This is a genomic window from uncultured Ferrimonas sp. (assembly GCF_947489035.1).
Lineage (GTDB): Bacteria > Pseudomonadota > Gammaproteobacteria > Enterobacterales > Shewanellaceae > Ferrimonas.
Genome location: NZ_CANLCI010000001.1, coordinates 131,999 through 153,385 on the forward strand (window position 1 = coordinate 131,999; position 21,387 = coordinate 153,385).

The 21,387-nt window shown below is 54.7% G+C and carries 16 protein-coding genes; 6 read left to right on the top strand and 10 right to left on the bottom strand.

The window, feature by feature from the left end; translation table 11 throughout:
* Positions 1 to 15: 15 nt before the first annotated feature.
* The 8 genes from Q0796_RS00565 to Q0796_RS00600 all read right to left on the bottom strand — a co-directional run bounded on the left by Q0796_RS00565 (position 16) and on the right by Q0796_RS00600 (position 9,660).
* Complete coding sequence (locus Q0796_RS00565) at positions 16 to 516, bottom strand: hypothetical protein (protein WP_298439165.1); 501 nt, start codon at positions 514 to 516, stop codon at positions 16 to 18.
* Positions 517 to 632: 116 nt separating this feature from the next.
* Positions 633 to 2,648: a hypothetical protein gene (locus tag Q0796_RS00570; protein WP_298439167.1), complete on the bottom strand. Its 2,016-nt coding sequence runs from the start codon at positions 2,646 to 2,648 to the stop codon at positions 633 to 635.
* 492 nt (positions 2,649 to 3,140) lie between these two features.
* Positions 3,141 to 4,811, bottom strand: coding sequence for a glutamine--tRNA ligase (glnS, locus tag Q0796_RS00575; RefSeq protein ID WP_298439169.1), 1,671 nt, complete (start codon positions 4,809 to 4,811; stop codon positions 3,141 to 3,143).
* A 118-nt stretch (positions 4,812 to 4,929) separates the two neighbouring features.
* On the bottom strand, positions 4,930 to 5,505 hold the full coding sequence (locus Q0796_RS00580; protein WP_298439171.1) for a NapC/NirT family cytochrome c: 576 nt from the start codon (positions 5,503 to 5,505) through the stop codon (positions 4,930 to 4,932).
* A 109-nt stretch (positions 5,506 to 5,614) separates the two neighbouring features.
* Positions 5,615 to 6,184: a NapC/NirT family cytochrome c gene (locus Q0796_RS00585; RefSeq protein ID WP_298439173.1), complete on the bottom strand. Its 570-nt coding sequence runs from the start codon at positions 6,182 to 6,184 to the stop codon at positions 5,615 to 5,617.
* 308 nt (positions 6,185 to 6,492) lie between these two features.
* The gene (gene feoB / locus Q0796_RS00590; RefSeq protein ID WP_298439175.1) at positions 6,493 to 8,670 is read right to left on the bottom strand and encodes a ferrous iron transport protein B; all 2,178 of its coding nucleotides are present in this window, start codon (positions 8,668 to 8,670) and stop codon (positions 6,493 to 6,495) included.
* 4 nt (positions 8,671 to 8,674) lie between these two features.
* A complete protein-coding gene (locus Q0796_RS00595; RefSeq protein ID WP_298439176.1) occupies positions 8,675 to 8,902 on the bottom strand; it encodes a FeoA family protein in 228 nt (75 codons plus the stop codon).
* A 200-nt stretch (positions 8,903 to 9,102) separates the two neighbouring features.
* Positions 9,103 to 9,660 (bottom strand): NapC/NirT family cytochrome c, encoded by a 558-nt coding sequence (locus tag Q0796_RS00600; protein WP_298439178.1) that lies wholly within the window; start codon positions 9,658 to 9,660, stop codon positions 9,103 to 9,105.
* A 424-nt stretch (positions 9,661 to 10,084) separates the two neighbouring features.
* On the opposite strand from Q0796_RS00600, the gene Q0796_RS00605 reads away from it, so the two are divergent.
* From Q0796_RS00605 to Q0796_RS00625, 5 genes are all read left to right on the top strand, one after another.
* Complete coding sequence (locus Q0796_RS00605) at positions 10,085 to 12,523, top strand: hypothetical protein (RefSeq protein WP_298439180.1); 2,439 nt, start codon at positions 10,085 to 10,087, stop codon at positions 12,521 to 12,523.
* Between the two features lie 267 nt (positions 12,524 to 12,790).
* Complete coding sequence (locus Q0796_RS00610) at positions 12,791 to 14,749, top strand: hypothetical protein (RefSeq protein WP_298439183.1); 1,959 nt, start codon at positions 12,791 to 12,793, stop codon at positions 14,747 to 14,749.
* Positions 14,750 to 14,804: 55 nt separating this feature from the next.
* A complete protein-coding gene (locus Q0796_RS00615; RefSeq protein ID WP_298439185.1) occupies positions 14,805 to 15,758 on the top strand; it encodes a DmsE family decaheme c-type cytochrome in 954 nt (317 codons plus the stop codon).
* A 12-nt stretch (positions 15,759 to 15,770) separates the two neighbouring features.
* A complete protein-coding gene (locus tag Q0796_RS00620) occupies positions 15,771 to 17,747 on the top strand; it encodes an MtrB/PioB family decaheme-associated outer membrane protein (protein WP_298439187.1) in 1,977 nt (658 codons plus the stop codon).
* A gap of 218 nt (positions 17,748 to 17,965) precedes the next feature.
* Complete coding sequence (locus tag Q0796_RS00625; RefSeq protein WP_298439189.1) at positions 17,966 to 19,105, top strand: glycerate kinase; 1,140 nt, start codon at positions 17,966 to 17,968, stop codon at positions 19,103 to 19,105.
* 136 nt (positions 19,106 to 19,241) lie between these two features.
* On the opposite strand, the gene Q0796_RS00630 is transcribed toward Q0796_RS00625, so the two are convergent.
* Both Q0796_RS00630 and Q0796_RS00635 read right to left on the bottom strand, forming a co-directional pair.
* A complete protein-coding gene (locus tag Q0796_RS00630; RefSeq protein ID WP_298439191.1) occupies positions 19,242 to 19,712 on the bottom strand; it encodes a hypothetical protein in 471 nt (156 codons plus the stop codon).
* A 14-nt stretch (positions 19,713 to 19,726) separates the two neighbouring features.
* Entirely contained in the window at positions 19,727 to 20,371 is a 645-nt protein-coding gene (locus Q0796_RS00635; protein WP_298439193.1) for an MBL fold metallo-hydrolase, read from the bottom strand.
* Positions 20,372 to 20,639: 268 nt separating this feature from the next.
* On the opposite strand from Q0796_RS00635, the gene torR reads away from it, so the two are divergent.
* The gene (gene torR, locus Q0796_RS00640; RefSeq protein WP_298439195.1) at positions 20,640 to 21,374 is read left to right on the top strand and encodes a two-component system response regulator TorR; all 735 of its coding nucleotides are present in this window, start codon (positions 20,640 to 20,642) and stop codon (positions 21,372 to 21,374) included.
* Positions 21,375 to 21,387: the final 13 nt, after the last annotated feature.

Here is a 21,387-nt window from a genome sequence, read left to right on the forward strand (position 1 = left end):
AATTGGCCTTAAAAATTACTGAGTTGAACTTGGGCGCAGCAACCGCAATACGGTCCAGCGCAACGCATGCCGTAATACCAGCGGTACCAGCAGCCACGAACTGTAGAAATGAATGTCTTGCATCAGGTTGCCCAAGGCGTCGCCGGGCACACCGTAGAAAAACAGCACAAAGCCGCTGCCGCAACAAAGCAACAGCAGCCATTCGCTGATCCGGCCGGTATGGCGCAAAAAGGGCTTATCACTTTGGGTTAGCAAGCGCCGATGCGACAGCCAAAAGCCGCCCATCACCACGGTAAACACCGTGGCGCCCAACACCATGTGCAGCAACAGCAGCAGGTTTTGTGCCTGCCACGGCAAGCTCAGGGGTTGCCACAGCACCACTCCACTGACAAACATCAGGTACAGCAGCCACTCTGCGGTTTGATGATGAAAAGCCAACCGATCCCACCAGCCTTCGGAACGAAAGCTCAAGGTTTTAACTGGGCGTTGCTGCCCGATAACTGCGTCTTTTTGCATAGGTGCCACCTTTGCCAGCACAAAATCCACTGTCTGTCAGTGATGTTGGTTTCAGTTTTTAAACGGCAAAAGGCAGCGACTCTCATCGCTGCCTTTGCTATCCCACAATGTTGTGGTTACTTAACGCTTACTTTGGCCGCCATGGTCATGGCGGTGCCGTGCTTGCCGCCAGCGGCAATCACCTGATGTACGCCATCTTGGTCGGTGTCGGTGGAGTCGTTGCCTTTGAGTTGGTTCTCGCCGGAATCGCCCATCCATTCAGCCAACTGCATGCCGCCGTTAATCACACCGCGGAACCAGCTTACGTAGCGCTGAGTCAGCATCGACAGTTCCAGTGCTGGCTCGTTTTCGCCTTCTTGGTTTTTCAGGTGCAGAATCGCTTCACGCAGGCCGCCAGAGATTGCTGCTGCGGTGTACGGGGTATGCACGGTTGCTTGGCCAGGCTTCGCCGCCCAAGTATCAATGCCTTTGTCGTACATCTGCTTTTCAACGGCGAGGTACAGCTGGCGTGCTGCCTGCTTGTACTTGGCGTCTTCGGTTGCTAGGAACGCCGCAACCAAGCCGCGGATAGTAGCAAATTGGGCGTCCAATGATTGGCCTTTGTCTGCCTTGCTGCCCAGCATGATGCCGTCGGCAACCAAGCCATTGCTGCCGATCAGGTTGTTGATGATGAAGTCCGCCTGCGCGGTGATCATCGCCAGTGCCTGCTTACCTTGTTCGGTGTGCAGGTTTACGTCGCCGCCTTCCGCGGAAGCGTAACCTACTGGCAATGCATCTTTAGCACGCTGGTAGATAGACAACGCCACCAAAGAGTAAGCCGCATCGTAGGTGTTAACCTGCTTGCCTTGCTTGCCCGCGTGGTATTCGGTTACGAAGGTGCCTTGCTCTGCATTAAAGTGCAGGGCCGCCATGTTTTGGAACAGCAGGTTGCCGACGTTGCTGGCTAAAGAGAAGCCGTCAGTGGCGATCACGTCGTTGCTGTTGTTGCCATCGACGTTGGCTTTGGGTGCCGCCGCAAATGGGGCGCCGTCAAACACGGCCAAGAACGCTGGGTTCTGGCCACTGTTGGCAACACGTTGGTCGCTGTAGGCAAAGAATTCAGCCACAGGCCACAGGGTCATCCAGGTGTCGTGCAGCGTTGATTTGCCATCCGTCACTTTCAGGCCAGCAATCGCTTTAACGCCATTTTGCTCCGCTTCGGTTACGGCCACTTGATGGGCAAACCAGATTGGGGCTTTGGCGGCGTTGTAGTCTGGGCCAAATTTAACGCCCAGCTGCTTGCCGTTGTAACCCAGTTGTTCCTGCATGATCCGCAGTTTGTCGATGGTCATTTCGGTCAACAGCATGCCGTTGAAACCGTCCGCGGCGGATACGCCTAAGCTGTGCACGCCATCTTGATCCATCTTGCTGGACTGCGCTTCCACCTCTTCATCGGATTTGGTGACGTGCATGCCGCCCAAGAAATCCTGTGACCACATCACTTCTTTGAGCATGATGCCGCCACTGCTGGCTGGGTTGAAGGTTTTATCAAACGTGCTTTGATCCCACGCCAGTGACTTGTAGTCACGGAAGTACGCTGGTACCACAGCTTGCACGGTGCTGCTGTTGCCCTTGGCGGTGGTGATCTCTAGCTGTTCGCCATTAACGGTAGTGGTATCAACCGCTTGGCCAAATTCTGGGGTGCCAGACATGTACGGCATGGAGATTGGGTACATGTTCAGTGGGATCTCGCTGGCCGGGAAGCCAACCGCATCCGCCATCGCAATTACGCGCTGACCAAAGTCGGCCATCTTGCCGCCACGGGCTTGGTTGGTTGGGCCATTCACAATGTGTGGGCCCATCTTCGACTGGTAGTTCAGGGCGTACATCGCCTCTTCAGAGTATTCGTACGCTTCGATACCAGCAGCAAAGTCAAACGCCGTTGGCGCGTTCGCTTGGTTCGCATCAAGTACGTCCAGATCCAAACCTAAGCCTTCAGCCAATGGCTCACCAGACAGTTCAAATTCGGTGTAAGCCAAAAAGTTGCCCGCTGGTTGGTGGGTCTTATCCAACACCTGCACCTGTGGCGCTGCAGTGGCAACAGAGGCAAATACAGCGGCTGAAATGGCCAAACTTAACGCGGTCTTTTTCACGACATACCCTTACTTGGAAAAAAGATGCTGCATCATTTATGCAGCTTTAACGGCACGATATTAACAATTATTCTCATTTGCAATAGCGTCTATCAGGCCAGCCGCAAAAACTGTGCGCCACCTCACGCCGCACCATGGAATAAGTCATTACCACGGCGCAGTTTGCCACGGCCATGAAGACGCTGCTTTGTGTCGTAGAGTTAACGGATGGTGCTGAAGCAGCCGGCGCTTCCGGCCATGCGCGAGGGCACAACTGGCGTAACACTTGAGGGGAATCAAGTTATTGGCTGATGTTAAGGCCGCGGCTCCGCACGTCAGTCCGGCGCAAACGCGGTTTGATCCGCGTTGCCGAGCAAGCCGGCGCTTTGCCGCCCAGCCAGAGCCGTTTACCGTGGTGCAAACGCAAAAACGGCGCCCGTAGGCGCCGTTTTCATTGGCTTAACTTGTCTGCGCTGGCTTAACGCCGTAGGAGCCGCAGCATTAAGTTAACCCTTAGCCAGAGATTTTGGCCCAAGAGTCACGCAGACCCACGGTGCGGTTAAACACCAGTTTGTCGGCGCTGGAGTCTTTGTTATCGGCACAGAAGTAGCCCATGCGCTCAAACTGAAACGCTTTTTCCGCTTCGGCCTTAACCAATGAAGGCTCAACCTTGGCGTGAACCACGGTCAGCGACTCTGGGTTCAAGGTTTCTTCCAGCTCGGCACCGTTCGGGTTTGGCACGTTGAACAGACGATCGTACAAACGCACTTCCGCGTCTTGCGCGTGTGCAGCCGATACCCAGTGGATCACGCCCTTTGGCTTAACCCCATCCGCCGGATCGGTGCCCAGGGTGTCGGTATCGACGCTGCAGTACACGGTGGTTACGTTGCCGTCGGCGTCTTTGTCGCAACGCTCGGCGGTGATCACGTAAGCGCCACGCAAACGTACCTTTTTACCGATAACCAAGCGCTTGAACTTCTTGTTGGCCTCTTCGCGGAAATCTTCCGCTTCGATGTACAGTTCACCAGAGAACGGAACTTCACGGCTGCCCATCGATTCATCGGCTGGGTGGTTGCTTACGTTTAAGGTTTCCACCTGCTCGGCTGGGTAGTTTTCCAGTACCAGTTTGATCGGATCCAATACCGCCATCGCGCGCGGCGCGTTTTGGTTGAGATCGTCACGGATACAGGCTTCCAACATGCCCATCTCAACGGTGTTATCCATTTTGGTTACACCGATGCGCTTACAGAACTCGCGCACAGAGCCCGAGGTGTAACCACGACGGCGCAAGCCAGAGATGGTTGGCATGCGTGGATCGTCCCAACCGGATACGTGCTGATCAACCACCAGTTGGTTCAGCTTACGCTTCGACATCATGGTGAATTCAAGATTCAGACGGCTGAATTCGTACTGACGTGGGTGGCAACCGATGCTGAGGTTATCCAGTACCCAATCGTACAAACGGCGGTTGTCTTGGAATTCCAAGGTACACAGCGAGTGGGTGATCCCTTCCAGCGCATCACTGATGCAGTGGGTGAAATCGTACATCGGGTAGATGCACCACTTGTCGCCGGTCTGGTGGTGATCGGCAAACTTAATGCGGTAGATCACCGGATCGCGCAATACGATGAACGACGAGGCCATGTCGATTTTGGCGCGCAAACACGCGGTGCCTTCGGCAAAATCGCCGTTCTTCATTTTGGCGAACAGCGCCAGGTTTTCCTCAACGCTGCGCTCGCGGTATGGGCTGTTTTTGCCCGGCGCGTTTAATGGCCCACGGTATTCGCGGATCTCATCTGGGCTCAGCTCACAAACGTACGCCAACCCTTTTTCAATCAGTTCAACGGCGTAACCGTGCAACTGATCGAAGTAGTTCGATGAGTATTGAACGTCACCGTTCCACTCAAAGCCTAACCACTGTACGTCCTGCTTAATGGAGTTAACGTACTCGATGTCTTCTTTAACTGGGTTGGTGTCGTCAAAACGCAGGTTGCACTTGCCTTGATAATCGTTGGCGATGCCAAAGTTCAGGCAGATGGATTTGGCGTGGCCAATGTGCAGGTAACCGTTCGGCTCAGGCGGAAAACGGGTGTGCACGCTGGTGTGCTTACCAGTGGCCAGATCTTCATCAATAATGTTACGGATAAAGTTGCTGGGACGTACTTCGGTGTCCGGCTGGCTCATGCGCTTCCTCGACAGTTAATTTCTTTAAAACAAAGGCGGTATGATGCGATAAACGCCCCGCAGTGGCAACCACGCGGCGCGTTGTTTTGCGGGGGCTGTCGGCTTGGCGGCTAGATCTTCACCAACCCTGTGGCAATTGGTGGGCGATCCCTTTGTGACAGTCGATGCAGGTGGGGCCATCTTGCTCCATCAGCACTTGGTGGTACTGGGCGGCATCGCTGCTTTGGGCGCTGGCATTCATCGCTTCAACTTGGTGACAGTGGCGACATTCGCGCGAGTCGGTTTTCTCCATCTGCTGCCACACCCGCTGCGCCAGCATCAAGCGCTGGGCCTCAAAATCGTCTTTCGTTTGGTAGTCCCCAAGCAACTGGGTGGTGACGTGGTGCATGGCGCTGGTGCCTTTAACCCACAGCTTAGGGAAGAACTCTTGCGGAATATGGCAATCGGCACAACCGGCACCCACCCCAGAGGCGTTGTTAAAGTGGCTGCTTTGGTGCCACTCGGCCTCAACCCATTTCGATGGGGAATTGTGGCACGAAGTACAGAACTGATCGCTGCTGCTCCAGTGCAGTGAGGCGTCAAAACCGATCCAGCCTAGTGCACCAAGCGCCAACGCCAGTATTCCGCCCACTGGAATACCAAAGCGCCACCATGCGGTTGGTTTTGCCCATAATCCACGTTCTGGATCTGCCATATACGCTCCCATTTACTCACAAGAATTGACCTAGCCTAGTTGAAAATATAGGCAAAGAAAAACCGACGCTGGGTTGGTCGTCGGTTTAATCATTTCTTGGGCAGCGCGCTTATTGCAGTTCGGTGGCCACCCGATCGTGGGCTAAGTATTTGTGGCAGTCGATGCAGGTTAAGCCTTTCTCGGCGATGCTGGGATGCCACAACTGGGCTTTGGCCGACTGCTTGGTAAAATCCATGCGCTGATAGTTGTGGCAGCTGCGGCAGGTGGCGGAATCAGTGGCTTTCATTTCAGCCCAGACCTTTTTAGCCATATCGAGGCGATGCAGCTCAAATTTTTCACGGCTGTCGTAGGTGCCCACGGCATAATGGTACACCTCTTTCATCCCCTGCACTTTGCGCCACATCTTTGGCAGAAATTGCTTCGACACATGGCAGTCGGCGCACTGCACCTTAACCCCAGAGGCACTGGTGAAATGGGTGTGCTGGGGCCACTCTTCGGCGGCAAAGGCGGCAGGACCATGGCAGGAGCTGCAAAACTCATTGCTGCTGGTGGCCTGCATGACACCATTAAAACCAACGGTAGCCAGCACGCCAATCACCACCATCAGCAGCGCACCGATCGGAAGGCCAAGGCGCCAGCGTGCCGTTGGCCGTTGCCACAAAGAGGATGGTTTGGTCATTGCTCTACTCACAAAAAAGATCCATAAAAAAGCAACCTTGCGGTTGCTAACATCCTTTGTCGTGCTTCAGGAAAAACGCCTGAGAGACCTTCCGTGGTGCGTGGTTTACGCCGTTGGCGGCGTTGCCAATGGCCACGCCGCGGCGCCAATTCTACCGTTCAACTGTGGCGGAGCAACCCCAATTACGCCAGTTTTTACGGCCAATTCAGCCCCTAGGCCAGTCGCGTGATCTGGCTGGCAAAACAACAGCGGCAGCCCTAAGGCTGCCGCTGATATGTTAACGCTGACGCATCGATTTGCTTAACAAATCACTTCACCACAATGGCAATGTCGCCGGCGCCTTCGCGCTCGGTTTTGCCCATGCGGCGCATCAACACAAAGCCGATAACGAATACCGCGGTGATCGGCACCAAGCAGTAAGCGCCTGCGATGCCGAAGGTCACCAGCTGGTAGTAGGCGGTTGCCACTGAATACGCAATAACCAGTGTCCAAACCCCTGAGAATACCGCCCAGCGGCTGCCCAGCTCACCGGCAATGGCACCCAACACGGCCGCACATGGGGTGTACAGCAAGATAAACAGCAAGTAAGCCACGGCGGCGGTGCTTGAGACAAAGCCCGCTTGCAAGTTGCGTAAGCTGGCCACTTCCACTTCCAGCTCTTCAGCGGCCACGGCCATATCGGATACGTCACCGATGTTCATGCCCAGCGGATCGCGCAAGTCGATGCCCAGCATGTTGTCTGGAATGGTGTAGTTGGCTTCAACAAAGGCACCGTACAGATCCCATTCACCGCCCTCTTCCTCGTTGCTTGGGGTGTAGAGGCTGTTCAAGGTACCCACCACCGCTTCTTTAGCGAAGATCCCGGTGATGATGCCGACGGTGGCTTCCCAGTTGTCATCTTGTACGCCCATAGGGCCGAACACTGGGGTGACTTGCTGCGCGGCAATGGCCAACAGCGAGTTGTCGCTGTCTTCATTACCAATGCTGCCATCGGCGCCCAAGGTGTTGGCGAAGCTTAAGCAGGTCACCATGATCACAATCACTTTACCGGCACCCACAACAAATTGGCGGGTGCGCATCCAAGTGCGGCTCATGATCATTTTAAACTTCGGCATCTCGTAGCTTGGCATCTCCATTACTGACATGCCTGCCGAGCCTGGCAGCAGTGAGAAACGCAGGAACAACCCAGTTAAGACCGCGGCCAGTACCCCAACGATGTAAAGCACAAACACCAAGTTTTGCCCCGATTCTGGGAAAAACGCCGCCGCAAACAAGGCGTACACCGGCAAGCGAGCACCGCAAGACATAAAGGGGGCCATCATCGACGCCATAATACGCTGGCGCTTATGATCCAAGGTACGGGTGGCAGTAACTGCCGGTACGTTACAGCCAAAGCCCACAATCAGCGGTACGAACGCTTTGCCGGGCAAACCCATGCGGTTCATCAGTCCTTCCACCACAAAGGCGGCACGAGCTAAGTAGCCAGAGGTTTCCAACACGCCCAGGGCGATGAACATAAAGGCCACGACCGGAACGAAGGTCGCTACGGTCTGAATGCCTGCACCGACGCCGTTAGACAGCAACCCCACCAGCAGATCTGGTGCGCCGATGGACTCCAGCGCCAACGCGGTGCCATCCACAAAGAGGGTGCCCGCCATGATGTCGAACCAATCGATAAAGGCCGCGCCCATGTGGATGGCAAACATAAAGGTGAGGTACATCATCAGCAGGAACACTGGCAGCCCCAGCACAGGATGCAGTACCAGCTTATCAACCTGCTCAGTGAAGTTGCTGCTTTGGGCGGTTGGCTTTTGCGCCTGCGCCAATACCGATTCGATGAAACCAAAACGGGCGGCGGACACCTGCTGCAGATGCTGCGCGGCTTGCTCGCCATTCACCAATGCGATCATCGATTCAACGCGACCGCCTTGCTGCTGTTCCAACAACGATTCCAGCTCGATGCCGTAATCCATCTGCCAGTTCTGCTCACCCATGCCGCTCAATTGGGTGATGGCATTGATGGTGTAATCACGGCACTTACCGGTGCGGGCTGAAATCCCAAACACGGGGCAGCCAAATTGGCGCGCCACTTCGTCGGTGTCGATGTTCAAGTTTTGCTCGCGGGCGCTGTCCCACTTGTTGAGCAAAATGATCATCGGAATGCCCAGCTCGCGCAGCTGTACCGTTAAGTAAAGGTGGCGTTCAAGCTGAGTGGCATCAACCACGTTGATGATGCCGTCGTAATCGCGGCCAAGCAGCGCTTGGCGTGATACCGCTTCATCTTCTGGGCCATTCGCCGCACCCAATTCGTACAGGCCGGGCAGATCAATCAAATTTACCGTTTTCGCGCCAAGTTCTAGCGTTGACTGACGGGCCGCAACCGTTACCCCAGCCCAGTTGCCTACCCGCGCGTTATCGCCGGTGAGCAAATTGAATAAGGTGGATTTACCGGAGTTTGGATTTCCTACAACTACAAAATTTTTCATGGCGCTACGCTACCTTGACACGGCTGGCTAGGGAGGGAGTTAAACACAGATCGCTGCCGCGCAGTTTCAGTTGAATGCCACGCCCTAACGGCGCACGGCGGATCACTTCAACCGCGGAACCCGCAACAAACCCCATGGCCGTTAACTTAATAAGCAAACCGGTATCTAACCCGCTAACGTCCAATGCAACGATGTTGGCTTGTTGGCCGTTTTTCATCTCTGACAAGGTCATTTTCTTTTCCCTAACCAAAAGGCTAAATGTTAATTACTTTCATTTACCGTTAGTATACGGACTGAATAATGAAAAACTCTGACCTAGATCTAAATTTGTATACCTACAAATGAGTATGCAAACCATTCTCAATCATTGAGCATAAAAAAACGCCCTAACCAATATGGTCAGGGCGTTTTTTGTAACCGAATTAAGTTCGTTTATTTCGCTTTCTTGTGCGCGATTTTGCCTTTGTGGCAATCGATACAAGTTTTCTTCATCTTGTCCATGCGCTGGTGCATTTTAGCAGCCATCTTCTTCTGCTTCTTGAAGTTCATCTGGTTCACGTCGTGACAGTTACGACATGCCTTAGAATCGTTCGCACGGAAACCTTCGATGATGTTTTTCTGCATCTCTTTCTTGTGAGCTTGGTAGCCTTCAGGGGTGTTGTAATCGCCCTGAACCTGCCAGTAAACCTCACGCATGGCGGTAATTTTACGCCACATTTTGCCCATGAAATCTTTTGGTACGTGACAGTCGGCACAAGCGACTTTGTAGCCAGTGGCGTTCGTGCCGTGCACAGACAGCTGGAACTCTTCCGCCGCGTAACCCGGTACGTGACAGTTAGTACAGAATGCTTCACTGCTGGTGGCGTGAATCACGGTGTTAAAACCAACGGTGCCAACCACACCCATAACCAAGGCCAAGAATGCGCCTACTGGAATGCCCAGCAGCCACTTTGATTTTGGTTGTGCCCACAGATTACTTTGCTTGCTCATCGCTTATCCTCTTTATATTCGCGTAGCAACAATTTGTTCCCGCAATAACAAATTGCTAAATCTTTTGATGGGGCGAATTTTACGGGCAGAACACCTTTCGCGTTTTGACCGTTATCACGTTTCTTTTTAAAAAAAGCATTTTGACAGCGAATTAAGTCCCCGATTAGTAATTTGTTTTCCTATTTTCTACAAAGGCTTGCGTAGTTGCTCAACAGACTTGTTTTCACCAGCGGAAACAGTCGCAAGTGGCGACCAGCAACCCAGATCACAATTCGATCTTTTTGAGCATTTTTAAATTCTCAATCCGCCGCAATAACCTGTCTCAGATCACATTTCCCCGTCAGTAGCTAAATTACACTGCCAATACCCCCTTGTGGGTACATAATAACATTCGTGTCATTTCTTCTTTTTGCAGGGATAAAATATGACCACCAGAACAAACTTTAAGCTGCTGACCAGCGCCATGCTGGTCTCCGTAGCACTTACGGGCTGTGGCAGTAGCGGCGACGACGGTGATGCCGGCAAACCCGGTGAACCCGGCCTGATCGGTCTTGCGGTAACCGAAGCCAAAGCGATCAATGCCGACATCACTTCGGTGTCCGTGGCTGATAACGGCACCATCTCCTTGGATTTCACCTTGGCGAACGCCAATGGCGTTGCTCTGCACAGCCTTAAAGACACCGACATCGCCGGTCTCTCTTTTGGCCGCATGGGCAAAGAATCCGAAGTGGGCTTAAACGATGCCATTGAAGGCGGTGCCGACAACGACCGCGACATCTGGCTAAGCTACTACGTTAAGAGCAAAGGCGAATTTGAAGGCCAACAACTGTTGGCTGGTTCTTCCTACTTTTCTGGCATCAGCTACAACGGTTCGGTTAACTGTACCGACTGTTTAACCGACAACGGTGACGGCAGCTACACCTTGGTTACCCAAGGCACCAAAGCCGATGGCAGCGAATACAAAGTGGCCATCAACCCAGAAGAGTTTGGCTTGAACTATGGCTACAATGCCGACGCCACCAACGGCGTCTACATGGCCATTAAAGTACGCGACGGCAACTTAGATCCGATCCACCCCGCCGATAACGCCAACATCTACCTCAACACCGCGGCCTTCCACTACTGGCAGCCAAGCAGCGACACCGTAGTTGAGCGACCAAAAGCGGTTATCGCCGATGCAACCTGTGAAAGCTGTCACCGCCCAGAGCACGACGGCAACTTGGGCAACCAGCACCACGCTGGTAAGCACACCAAGATGGAATCGTGCAGCTTCTGCCACGTTGACTTCAACCAATATGCCGTCAAAGACGCCGATAAAAACGTGATTGGTAACTACGACGGCTCTATCAAAGGCTTGGCGCACAACCTGCACTTGAACCTAGAAGCCAACGAAAAGACACCGTTCCCGCAGTCTGCGGCTAACTGTCAAAGCTGTCACAGCGGCGACGTGGCGCAAGTGGATGCCTGGAAAGCGGATCAAGATGCAGCAACTTGTGTAAGTTGTCACCAGTTCGCCCCATCCTATCGCCACGCAGGTTTAGCTGATCCAGACAAGTTCGAGGAAGGGTTACCGTTTGGCACCGGTTTCGATAACTGTACCCAATGCCATACCCAAGACGGTTATGCACGTGGCGCTGAGCAAGCGCACGTTACTCACAACGCCCATGCGCTAAGTGGGTCTCAGTATAAAGTGACGTTCAGCAACGTCACTATCGATAAAAGCGCTTCAGTTATCACCGTAACCATGGCGATCAACAATGGCGACGAGCTTATTCCTCTAAGCCAAATTGACCCGCGTGATTACAAGTACGGTGGTAAAAGCAGCGCCATTGTATTTAATGGCCTAGCCAAAGGTGGCGACGACTTCCTGCTGAACTACCAAAAAGTTGGTGTCGCATTAAGCGGATTTGGTAAAGAAGCCAGTTATGCCAGCGCTAATCCTGACGGCACCATCACCGTCACCATTCCTGACATCAGCAATGACGGCGACAGCGATACCGGCTTTAAAGTCAAAGAGTTGCTGGCTAACGCCGAAATTCTGGCACTGAGCAGCCAAGTTCACGTTTGCCATGAAAAACAACATGGCTCAGATGGCTTTATGGATGTTCCGGTTGATTGCGTCGTGCTCGACAGCAACGGCAGTGGAACATTGGGTGACGTAGTCGAAATTCAGGACAAGAAAGTCATCGACAACTTGAACAGCCAAGAAGCCCCATACGTCACCTCTGACACCCAGTACTTCCAAGCCAATGACGGCACCTACGTAGGCGAGACCCCACGAGTGCAGCACGCGGCGATGGAAAACTGTCAGCAGTGTCACGACACCGGCATCCAGCACCGCTTCAGTAATGATTTGGATGGCTGTGCCTCTTGTCACAACGGCACCCGTGATAAGAACGGGATGGGTTCGTCCAACTTGGGCTACATCACTCACTCCAAGCACTACATCGGTGGCTTCTTTAAGAAGACCGATTGTCAGACCTGTCACGGCGCTGATGGCTTCAGCTTAAGCAACATCCACGCCGATGCCGCGCCGGTTGCTTTTGGTACCAATGATGGCCAACGTTTGGGGGCGGATAACGAGCAGTTGTTTGTGTCACCACAAGCAGCGGCGTGCGTAAGTTGCCACCAGATGCCGTACGGCATGAACGATGGCATCGTTGCCCACATCAACCAAAATGGTGGTGTAATGGCGATCAACGCGTTTGACTCGACTGACGCTGACGGCAAGGTCACCACCAGCTACAACTACGGCGTTACGCAGGCGGAATATGACGCCGCCAACGCTAAGGAAGCGTGTTCTGTGTGCCACAACAGTGAACAACTGTTGGAAGCCCACGCGAATTGGAGCAGCGGCCACTAAGCCCTGAACCAAACTCAAAAAAAGCGGCCTTCGGGCCGCTTTTTTTCTGCCTATATCAACGACAGAACCAACAAATGCGAAGCAGTGCATATTTGTGAAGAAGAAAATAACTATCCCTAAGTAGGTACGGATCCAGATCACGGTTCTTGCTCATTTCTCCTGTTATAAGTCCTATTGAAAGGGACTGTTTTTCATAAACTAAAAAAAGTTCCACGCCGACAACTATCTTTTCGGCGACCCATATTCTTTTTGCAGGGAATAATAACAATGACTCATTCCAAAAATGCATGGCGCTTAACCGCCTTAGCCGCAATGATGGCCACCGCTTTGACCGGTTGTGGCGGCAGTGGCAGCGATGGTGACGCTGGCCAACCGGGGCGCCCAGGTGGCGATCCGGCGGCAGAAATTGCCCAACTGAATCTTGAGATCACTGAGGTAAAACAGGTTGACGGCCAACCTCAGCTCACCGTGTTAGCCACCAACGAAGACGATGAATCCGTGGTTGGCTTAACCGAGATCAAGGTGTACCAATACCAGCTGTACCCTCAAGGCTACAGCGAATCCGGCAGCTCAGCTCGCTGGAGCATGAACGGCAGCGCCAACGACATCGCCGACAACGGCAACGGCTACTACACCGTGAGCTTTGCTGGCATCGATCAAAATACCGATCTGACCCAGCGTTACAACGTGATGTCTGCCGCTGGCACCTTAGCCGACGGCAACACCAGCGTGCCGCGCCAAGAAGCCACGTTCGACTTTGATCATGCGGGCAACCCTGCGCTGTACACCAAAAATGTGGTTTCCCACGACGCTTGTGCCGCCTGTCACGTGGAAGGTGAAGCACTGACTCGTCGCCACAGCAGCTTTGCCGAGGTGGAAACCTGCGTAAGTTGCCACAACGAAACTCGCATGGACGGCCAGCGCCCAAGCTTCCAGCACATGGTGCACAACATCCACAACGCCAATCAGTCGTTCACCGATAAGAAAGGCAACGAGTACACCGGCGTTGCAGCTGAACACCTGATCCAAAACGACTGTCGCAGCTGTCACATCGCCGATGACAACTTAAGCGAATGGGGCAACTGGAACCGCGTACCAACCAAGGAAACCTGTTCCTCTTGTCACAACGTCGGTTACGATGAAGACAAGCACACCCTGTACACCAACCACATGACCGAGCAAAGCAACAGCGATTGTGCCGCTTGTCATACCCCAGCGAAGATCACTGCCGATCACATCAGCGCCAAAGTATTAGCGGATGAAGCGGCGGATTCACTGGCGACCACCTTAAGCTTAACCACCAGCGCCAACGGTGACGTTACCGCCACCATCGGTTTGGTTGATGCCAGCGGTGCCGACGTTGATGCCACCGAATTGTCTGCCTCCATGGACTTCTTGGAAGTGGTTGGCAACCTCAATCCGAAAGCGACCCAGCTAAGCTACGAAGACAAAGCCAAGTTGGAAAAACATGGTAACGAGATTGCCGAGCTGATTGTTGACGGCGATCTGGTGGTGCAGTTTGACGGCTTGCTATCTGACGGCGCCGCCAACGAAACCGCACTGGTTATTGCGGGTCTGCGTTTGTGTGCCGAAGGCGGTGCCTTCGTTGCCTGTTCCGACAGCACCGAATACGTCTCTATCGACAGTGCCGCTGGCACCGTAGCGATGGACGGCGTAACCGTGCAGCAGCGCCATTACGATTCCATCGACAGCAGCAGCTGTTTTAACTGCCACGGCGACAACTTCCAGGTTCACAACTCCGGTAAAGAAGTGAGCCACCACGCGGGCTACACCTTCAACGACAACATGCAAGTTGGCGATTGCGCCGCCTGTCACAACACCCAAGGCACCTACGCCAGCGGTGCTAACCAAGGCGCGATCGAAATGAAGCTGCACAGTGCTCACAGCGCGGCAGAGGCTGAGTTTATTGTGGCCGGTGACTGTACTAAGTGTCACACCAGCTTCAATGTGGATGCCTTTAACAGCAAAACCGCACTGGCAACCAACTTCGAGCTGTTCTCTACGCCTTGGGCAGCCACCTGTTCCTCTTGCCACAGCTTCGAAAAAGCACTGGGTAACATCACCGTGCAAGAGCACATGGAAGGCGCCGGCGGTGCCATCATCAACCAAGATTTCGACACGGTTGAACCAGCTCAGCACCTAGAAAGCTGCCGCAATTGTCACGACGCCGAAAAGCTGACCACAGCCCACAACGTTAAGTTCTAACCAAGCCTTGGGGGAGGCTCGCCTCCCCCAATCCTGCATACAAGGGATCCTCGTTATGCAACTAAAACACCTTATTACCTCTGTGCTTGGTAGTGCCATTTTGGCCATTGGTTTGAGTGCCCCAGCGGCCGCTCAAGGCAAATGGGCCGAGATGGACCAAGCGGAATTTGAAGCGGTGCTGGATCAGAAGTTTGCCGAAGGCAAATACTCTAAGAAAGGCGCCGATAACTGCTTAATGTGCCACAAGAAAAATGACACCGTGATGGCGTTGTTTGATGGCGTCCATGGGCGTACCGACAGCAGCACCAGCCCCATGGCTGGGCTGCAATGTGAAGCCTGTCACGGCCCAATGGGCAAGCACAATCGTGGCGGCAAAGAGCCAATGATCAGCTTTGGTGAAGGCTCGCCGTTGTCGTCAGAAAAGCAGAACAGCGTCTGTATGTCTTGCCACCAAGACGAACAGCGCATGGCGTGGCACAGTTCAACCCACAATCTGGAACAGCTTGATTGTGCCGATTGTCACCAAGTGCACGCCGCCCAAGATCCAATCATGCAACCCGCCACGGAAGTGGAAGTGTGTACCGCCTGTCATACCCGCCAAAAAGCGGACATGGCCAAGCGCAGCAGCCACCCGTTGGATGGCCAAAGCCTAACCTGCTCCAGCTGCCACAACGCCCACGGGTCGATGTCGGAAGCGGCGTTAACCAGCACCAGCATCAACGACAACTGCTACCAGTGTCACCAAGAGAAACGCGGCCCGTTTCTGTTTGAACACCAGCCGGTGGTTGAAGATTGTGCCAGTTGCCACAACGTACACGGCAGCGTCAACGACAACATGCTGACCCGCCGCGCACCCCAGCTTTGCCAAAGCTGTCACGCCAGCGCTCACAACGGTAACCCACTGTTTAACGGTGGCAACGACACCATGACCGCAGGCCAAAGTTGCTTGAACTGCCACAACCAGATCCATGGGTCTAACCACCCGAATGGCTCTGCGCTGCAGCGCTAAGGGAGAAGCCTCATGAAACTATCTTTGAATTTGATCACATTGGCGCTGGTGACATTCTCTGGCACCGCCATGGCCAACTATGGCCTAGCCAACGCCAATACCGACAAGGTCAACTTGAGCAAATGGCAGTGTAAGAAGTGCGTTAGCGATCAAGGCAGCCGTGGCACCATCGGCGTAAGCGCAGGCTTTATTAGCGCGGATGACGATCACGCCAGCAACCGTTTTAGCGGCGAAACCGATGGCCCGCAACTGGGGTTAACGGCCGATGTGGATTACTACCGCGCCGATCATCAAGCCAACTTTACCGCCAACGAACTGGGCAGCGAAAATGGCAACGCCAGTCTCACCGCAGGCAAAACTGGGGTAGCGATAATCTCGGCAGAGTACGCTCGTCTTAGCCAATACAGCGCCCAAGCCCAAAGCCGTTATGTGGCGCAAGGCGGTGATCTGATCGACAGCGGCGCCCTGCACACGCAGGATCTGAAGCTGCAACGGGAACGCTACGGTTTTGGCATCGAAGCCAACATTGGCCCAGTAGAAACCTACGCCAACTACCGCCAAGAAGAGAAAACCGGCAGCAAAGTCGCTTCCATCTTTGGCACCACTCGCACTAACGTTGTCGCCCCCGTGGATGGCAGCAGCAGCCACTGGCAAACCGGCGCTCGCTTCGTTGGCAGCAACTGGTTTACTGGGGTGAGCTACAGCTACGCTAAGTACGACAACAATCTGGGAACCGCGCTGGATTTTGACAACTTGCAGAACGCGATGGCCTACGCCCCCAGCAACGACGCCTCGCAGTTGATGTTAAATGGTGCCTACCAATTTGGTCGCAGCAACCTTGCTGGCCGCATTGTTAGTGGCCAGATGAATCAAGACAGCGGCTTGGTGGCCAACACCAGCATCAACGGCTTTGATGGCCAAGTGGACACCTTAGACGCCAGTCTTAAGTTCACCACTTTGGTCAGCTCGGCACTGCGCTTAACTGCCGCACTGGATCACAGCGACCGCGACAACAAGTCCACCATCTTGGCTGGCCCAAGCCTAACGGTGGACGAACTGACCGGACAGATTGATGGTGCCACCATGTTGGACACCACCAAAACCAGCGCTCGTTTGGGTGCCAGTTACCGCATCGCTTCTGGTTACCGCTTATTGGGTGACTACCGCTACCAACAAAAGCAGCAAACCGCAGCGGGTTGGGACGAGGAAGAAACTCAGCAGCACAGTGGCAACCTGAAACTGAAGATCAACGCTTTTGATAAGTGGGACATCGCCGTTAAAGCAGGCTACAGCCAGCGTGATATGTCGCAATACGACGCCGATCGCTTGCTGTCTGGTGGTGATAATGCGCTGCTGCGCCGCTACAACTTAGCGGATCGCGATCGCACCATCGCCGAGCTGGCCGTAACCCATACGCCACTGGCGGATCTGAGCATCGACTTTAACGCTCACTGGGCCAAAGACGACTACAGCGAAACCGAAATCGGCCTAACCGAAGGCGAAGATCACGGTTACGATTTGGCCGTTAATTACCAGCTGGGTAAAGCCAACTTGCACGCCTTTACTGGCATGCAGTGGATCAACTCCGATCAGGCGGGCAGCAGCAATGGCGGCAACGCCAACTGGTTTGCGGAAGTGGAAGATACCTTTGTCAGTGCTGGCGTTGGTGCCGATTACCCGCTGGGGCAAATGGCGGTTATCGGCATCGATTACCAATACGCCGACTCCGACAGCGAGACCATGGTCAAGCAAGGTGTTAGCCAACCTTATGGCGACTATTTTGCCACCAGCCACCGCATTGAGTTGTACACCAAACTGGCGGTTGGCGAAGGCATGGACGTGCGGGTTGATTACCAATACCAGCGCTATCAAGACAGTGATTTCAGCAACGCAGAGCCGAATGAAATCACCAGCTTGGTGACTCTGGGTAACTTGGATCACAACTACAACGCCCATCGGATCATGTTGAGCTTCAACTACCAACTGTAAGCCTGAATAACCAACCGATGCGCGCATAGCCAAACGCTAACCGCAATCCGTCAGCCCGCCACCTTGTTGTGGCGGGCTTTTTTGTGGCCACAACACATGGTCACGGCCAGCCGACTTATCCTCGCTTCGATCCGATTTTCTTATTTGTGAGCAAACCAAGTGAAAGACGCTGAATTTGCACAATAATAACCACAGTGCCCATCGCCAGCGGATTGCCTGTGAAGATTGTTGTTGCCCCCGATTCATTCAAAGAAAGCTTGAGCGCCTTAGCGGTTGCCAACCACATTCGCGCGGGCATATTGCAAGCGCTGCCCCAAGCGCAGGTGATCACCCTACCCGCGGCAGATGGCGGCGAAGGCACAGTACAAACGTTGTTGGATGCCCTTGGTGGCGAGTACCGTTACGTTGAAGTGCAAAACCCGATTGGCCAGCCGATCCAAGCCCACTTTGCCCTGCTGGGCGATGGCGATACCGCCGTGATCGAGATGGCCGAAGCCTCAGGGCTGCATCTGCTTGATCCTGCACAGCGGGATCCGCGCTACACCAGCACCTTTGGCACCGGCCAATTGATCCGCGCGGCATTGGATTGCGGCGTGTCGCGATTGCTGTTGGGGCTGGGCGGCAGCGCCACCAACGATGGCGGCGTGGGCATGATGCAGGCGCTGGGGGCCCAATTTACCGATCGCAATCATCAGCCCCTTGCCGCAGGTGGTGCCGCGCTGGCCGAGCTGGCGCACATCGATTTAAGCCAACTGGATCCACGCTTGGCGCAGATCGAGCTGCAAGTGGCCTGCGATGTCAGCAATCCGTTATGTGGGCCACAGGGCGCTTCGGCGGTATTTGGCCCGCAAAAAGGGGCCACGACCGAGATGGTGACGCAACTGGACAGCGCCTTGCAGCACTACGCCAACATCATTGAACAGCAGTTCGCCATTGCCGTGGCCAACTGCGCGGGCGCGGGCGCCGCCGGTGGCATGGGCGCGGCCACTTTGGCGTTTATGTCGGCGCAACTGCGACCGGGCATAGAGTTGGTGTTGGATGCCATTAAGCTGGATGCCCATCTAGCGCAAGCCGATCTGCTGATCACCGGTGAAGGTTGCTTAGACGGCCAATCCGCCCACGGCAAAACCCCGGTTGGGGTAGCCAAGCGCGGCCAACAAGCGGGCGTGCCGGTGATCGCCATTGCGGGCAGCTTAGGTGCCGATGCCGAGCAGCTGCACCAGCATGGGATTGATGCCATGTTTGCCTGCGTGCCTGCCCCCATGAGTTTTGCCCAATTGAAACCCCAAGCGGGGCCGCTGTTGCAGCAAACCAGCCGCAATGTGTTGGCCTTGTGGGCACTGCGCCCACAGAATTAATGCGGGGGAGATTGATGGTGTGATGGAGTGGCGGTGACTGCTGCTGAGGCTTGATGATGTCACCGCACAACGGGGTGACGGCCACAATGGCTGCCCTTAGGGCTTTGGCACTTTATCTTTATCGTTGTCTTTGCCGTTAACGCTCAACACGGCGCTGGCGGCACCAAGGCTGCTGCAACGCCAGTTGCAGCGCGCTGCCATCGGCGTAGAAACGGTGCTGCCCCACCGCGCCGGAGTCCACACACAATAGCGTGACCTGATCCTCTTGGCGTGGCAACGCCAAGGTGGGGGCGCCATCCAGATCCAGCAGCACCGGATAACCCAAATCACGCAACTGCGGCAGCGCCATCAGCTTGGTGACCAACATCGGCATGCCGCTGATGTCCACCACATAACGCAGCGGTTCACGCTCGGCAGGGCTCAGCGCATTTAACGCCTGCTGCGCCACATTGCTGCCAATGCGGCTGGCGCTGAATAACACCACCCCGCTGAACTGCTGCAACGAATGCGACTGCCCAAACTGATCCTCCAGTTCAAGCTGGCCAAGGTTACTGCCCCAACCGGCCCCCGAATACAACAAACCGCCCAACAGGACGGTTTGAATCACGTTAAGCCAGCGCATTAGCCAAGCACGCTGTCGGCAACAAAGGGATTGCTGCGGCGCTCGTCGGCAAAGGTGGCGCCGGGGCCGTGGCCGGGAATAAAGTTAACGCCATTGCCCAGTGGCCACAGCTTATGGGTGATCGAATCGATCAGGGCTTGGTGATCAGACATGGGGAAATCGGTGCGGCCAATCGAGCCATGGAACAACACATCGCCGACAAAGGCGGTTTCACTGGCGCGGTGGAAAAACACCACGTGGCCAGGGGTGTGGCCAGGGGTGTGGATCACCTCCAGTTCAAGCTCGCCCAGCGACAATCGATCGCCGTCGTCTAGATAGCGGGTCGCTTTAAACGGTTCCATCCGTGGGAAGCCAAACTTCTGCGACTGTTGATCCAGTGCGTCCAGCCAAAAGTTATCCGCCAGATGGGGGCCAATAATGTCGACATTAAGTTGTTTTGCCAGCAGATCGGCACCACCAACGTGATCAATGTGGCCGTGGGTTAACCAGATCTGTTCGATGGTTACGCCAAGGGTGGTGGCCGCTGCGGTGATCCGCTCGATATCGCCGCCGGGATCAATAACCGCTGCACGCTTACTGGTTTCACACCACACAAGGGAACAGTTTTGCTGGAACGGCGTCACTGGAATGATCTGGTATTTCATGGCTATTCTCACTGAATCAAGTGCAGGCAGATTAGCAAATTCTTGGCGGCAAAAACACCGTGGCCATGCCGCTAAGATCATCCTTTTATGCCTGCATTGCCGCACCAGGACGATGGCCGCCACACCACACTGGGCAACAATTCGCCGTTGCCTGCCAGAGTGTGAACAAGCCGCCAAATTTAATGGCTTGGTGCCACGGTTAATGCTTGAGCCAAACTGTTGGAATCCGCATTATGAACCCCAGAATTATACGTAACCAAAGCAGCCCATGACCGCATCAGCCCATCGCATCTTAGTTGTTGAAGACGATCCCGTAACCCAACTGCGCCACGCCGGTTATTTCGAGCAGGCAGGCTACCAAGTAACCACCGCCAGCAACGCCGCCCAAATGACGATGCAGCTCAGCCGCAACAACATCGATTTGGTGCTGCTGGACGTAAACCTGCCCGACGCCGATGGCATGATGCTCACTCGCCAACTGCGGGCACAGTCTACCCTGGGCATTATTTTGGTGACTGGCCGCAGCGAAGCGGTAGACAAAATTGTTGGGCTAGAGATGGGCGCCGATGATTACGTCACCAAGCCGGTAGAGATGCGCGAACTGCTGGTGCGGGTGAAGAACTTGCTGTGGCGAATGTCGCTGCAGCAACGTAACGGCAACCAAGCCGACGCCCCCCAGCACCACATCGCCGAGTTTGGCGGCTGGTCGTTCGATCTAGGCAGCCGCCAGTTGTGGCGCGACGGGGCCAGCCGTCAAGACGTGAATTTAACCAAAGCGGAATATGAACTGCTGTGCGCCTTTGTGCACCACCCGCAGCAAGTGCTGGCGCGGGAACGGTTGATCAGTTTGATCTCTAAGCGGGTCGACGCCCCCAACGATCGCACGATTGACGTATTAGTGCGGCGCCTTCGCAGCAAAATGGAGCTGGCCGACAGCCCCAAGTTGTTTGTTACCGTGCACGGCGAAGGCTATCTGTTCGGCACTGCGGTCAGCAGCCGTTAACCCAATTGGGGGG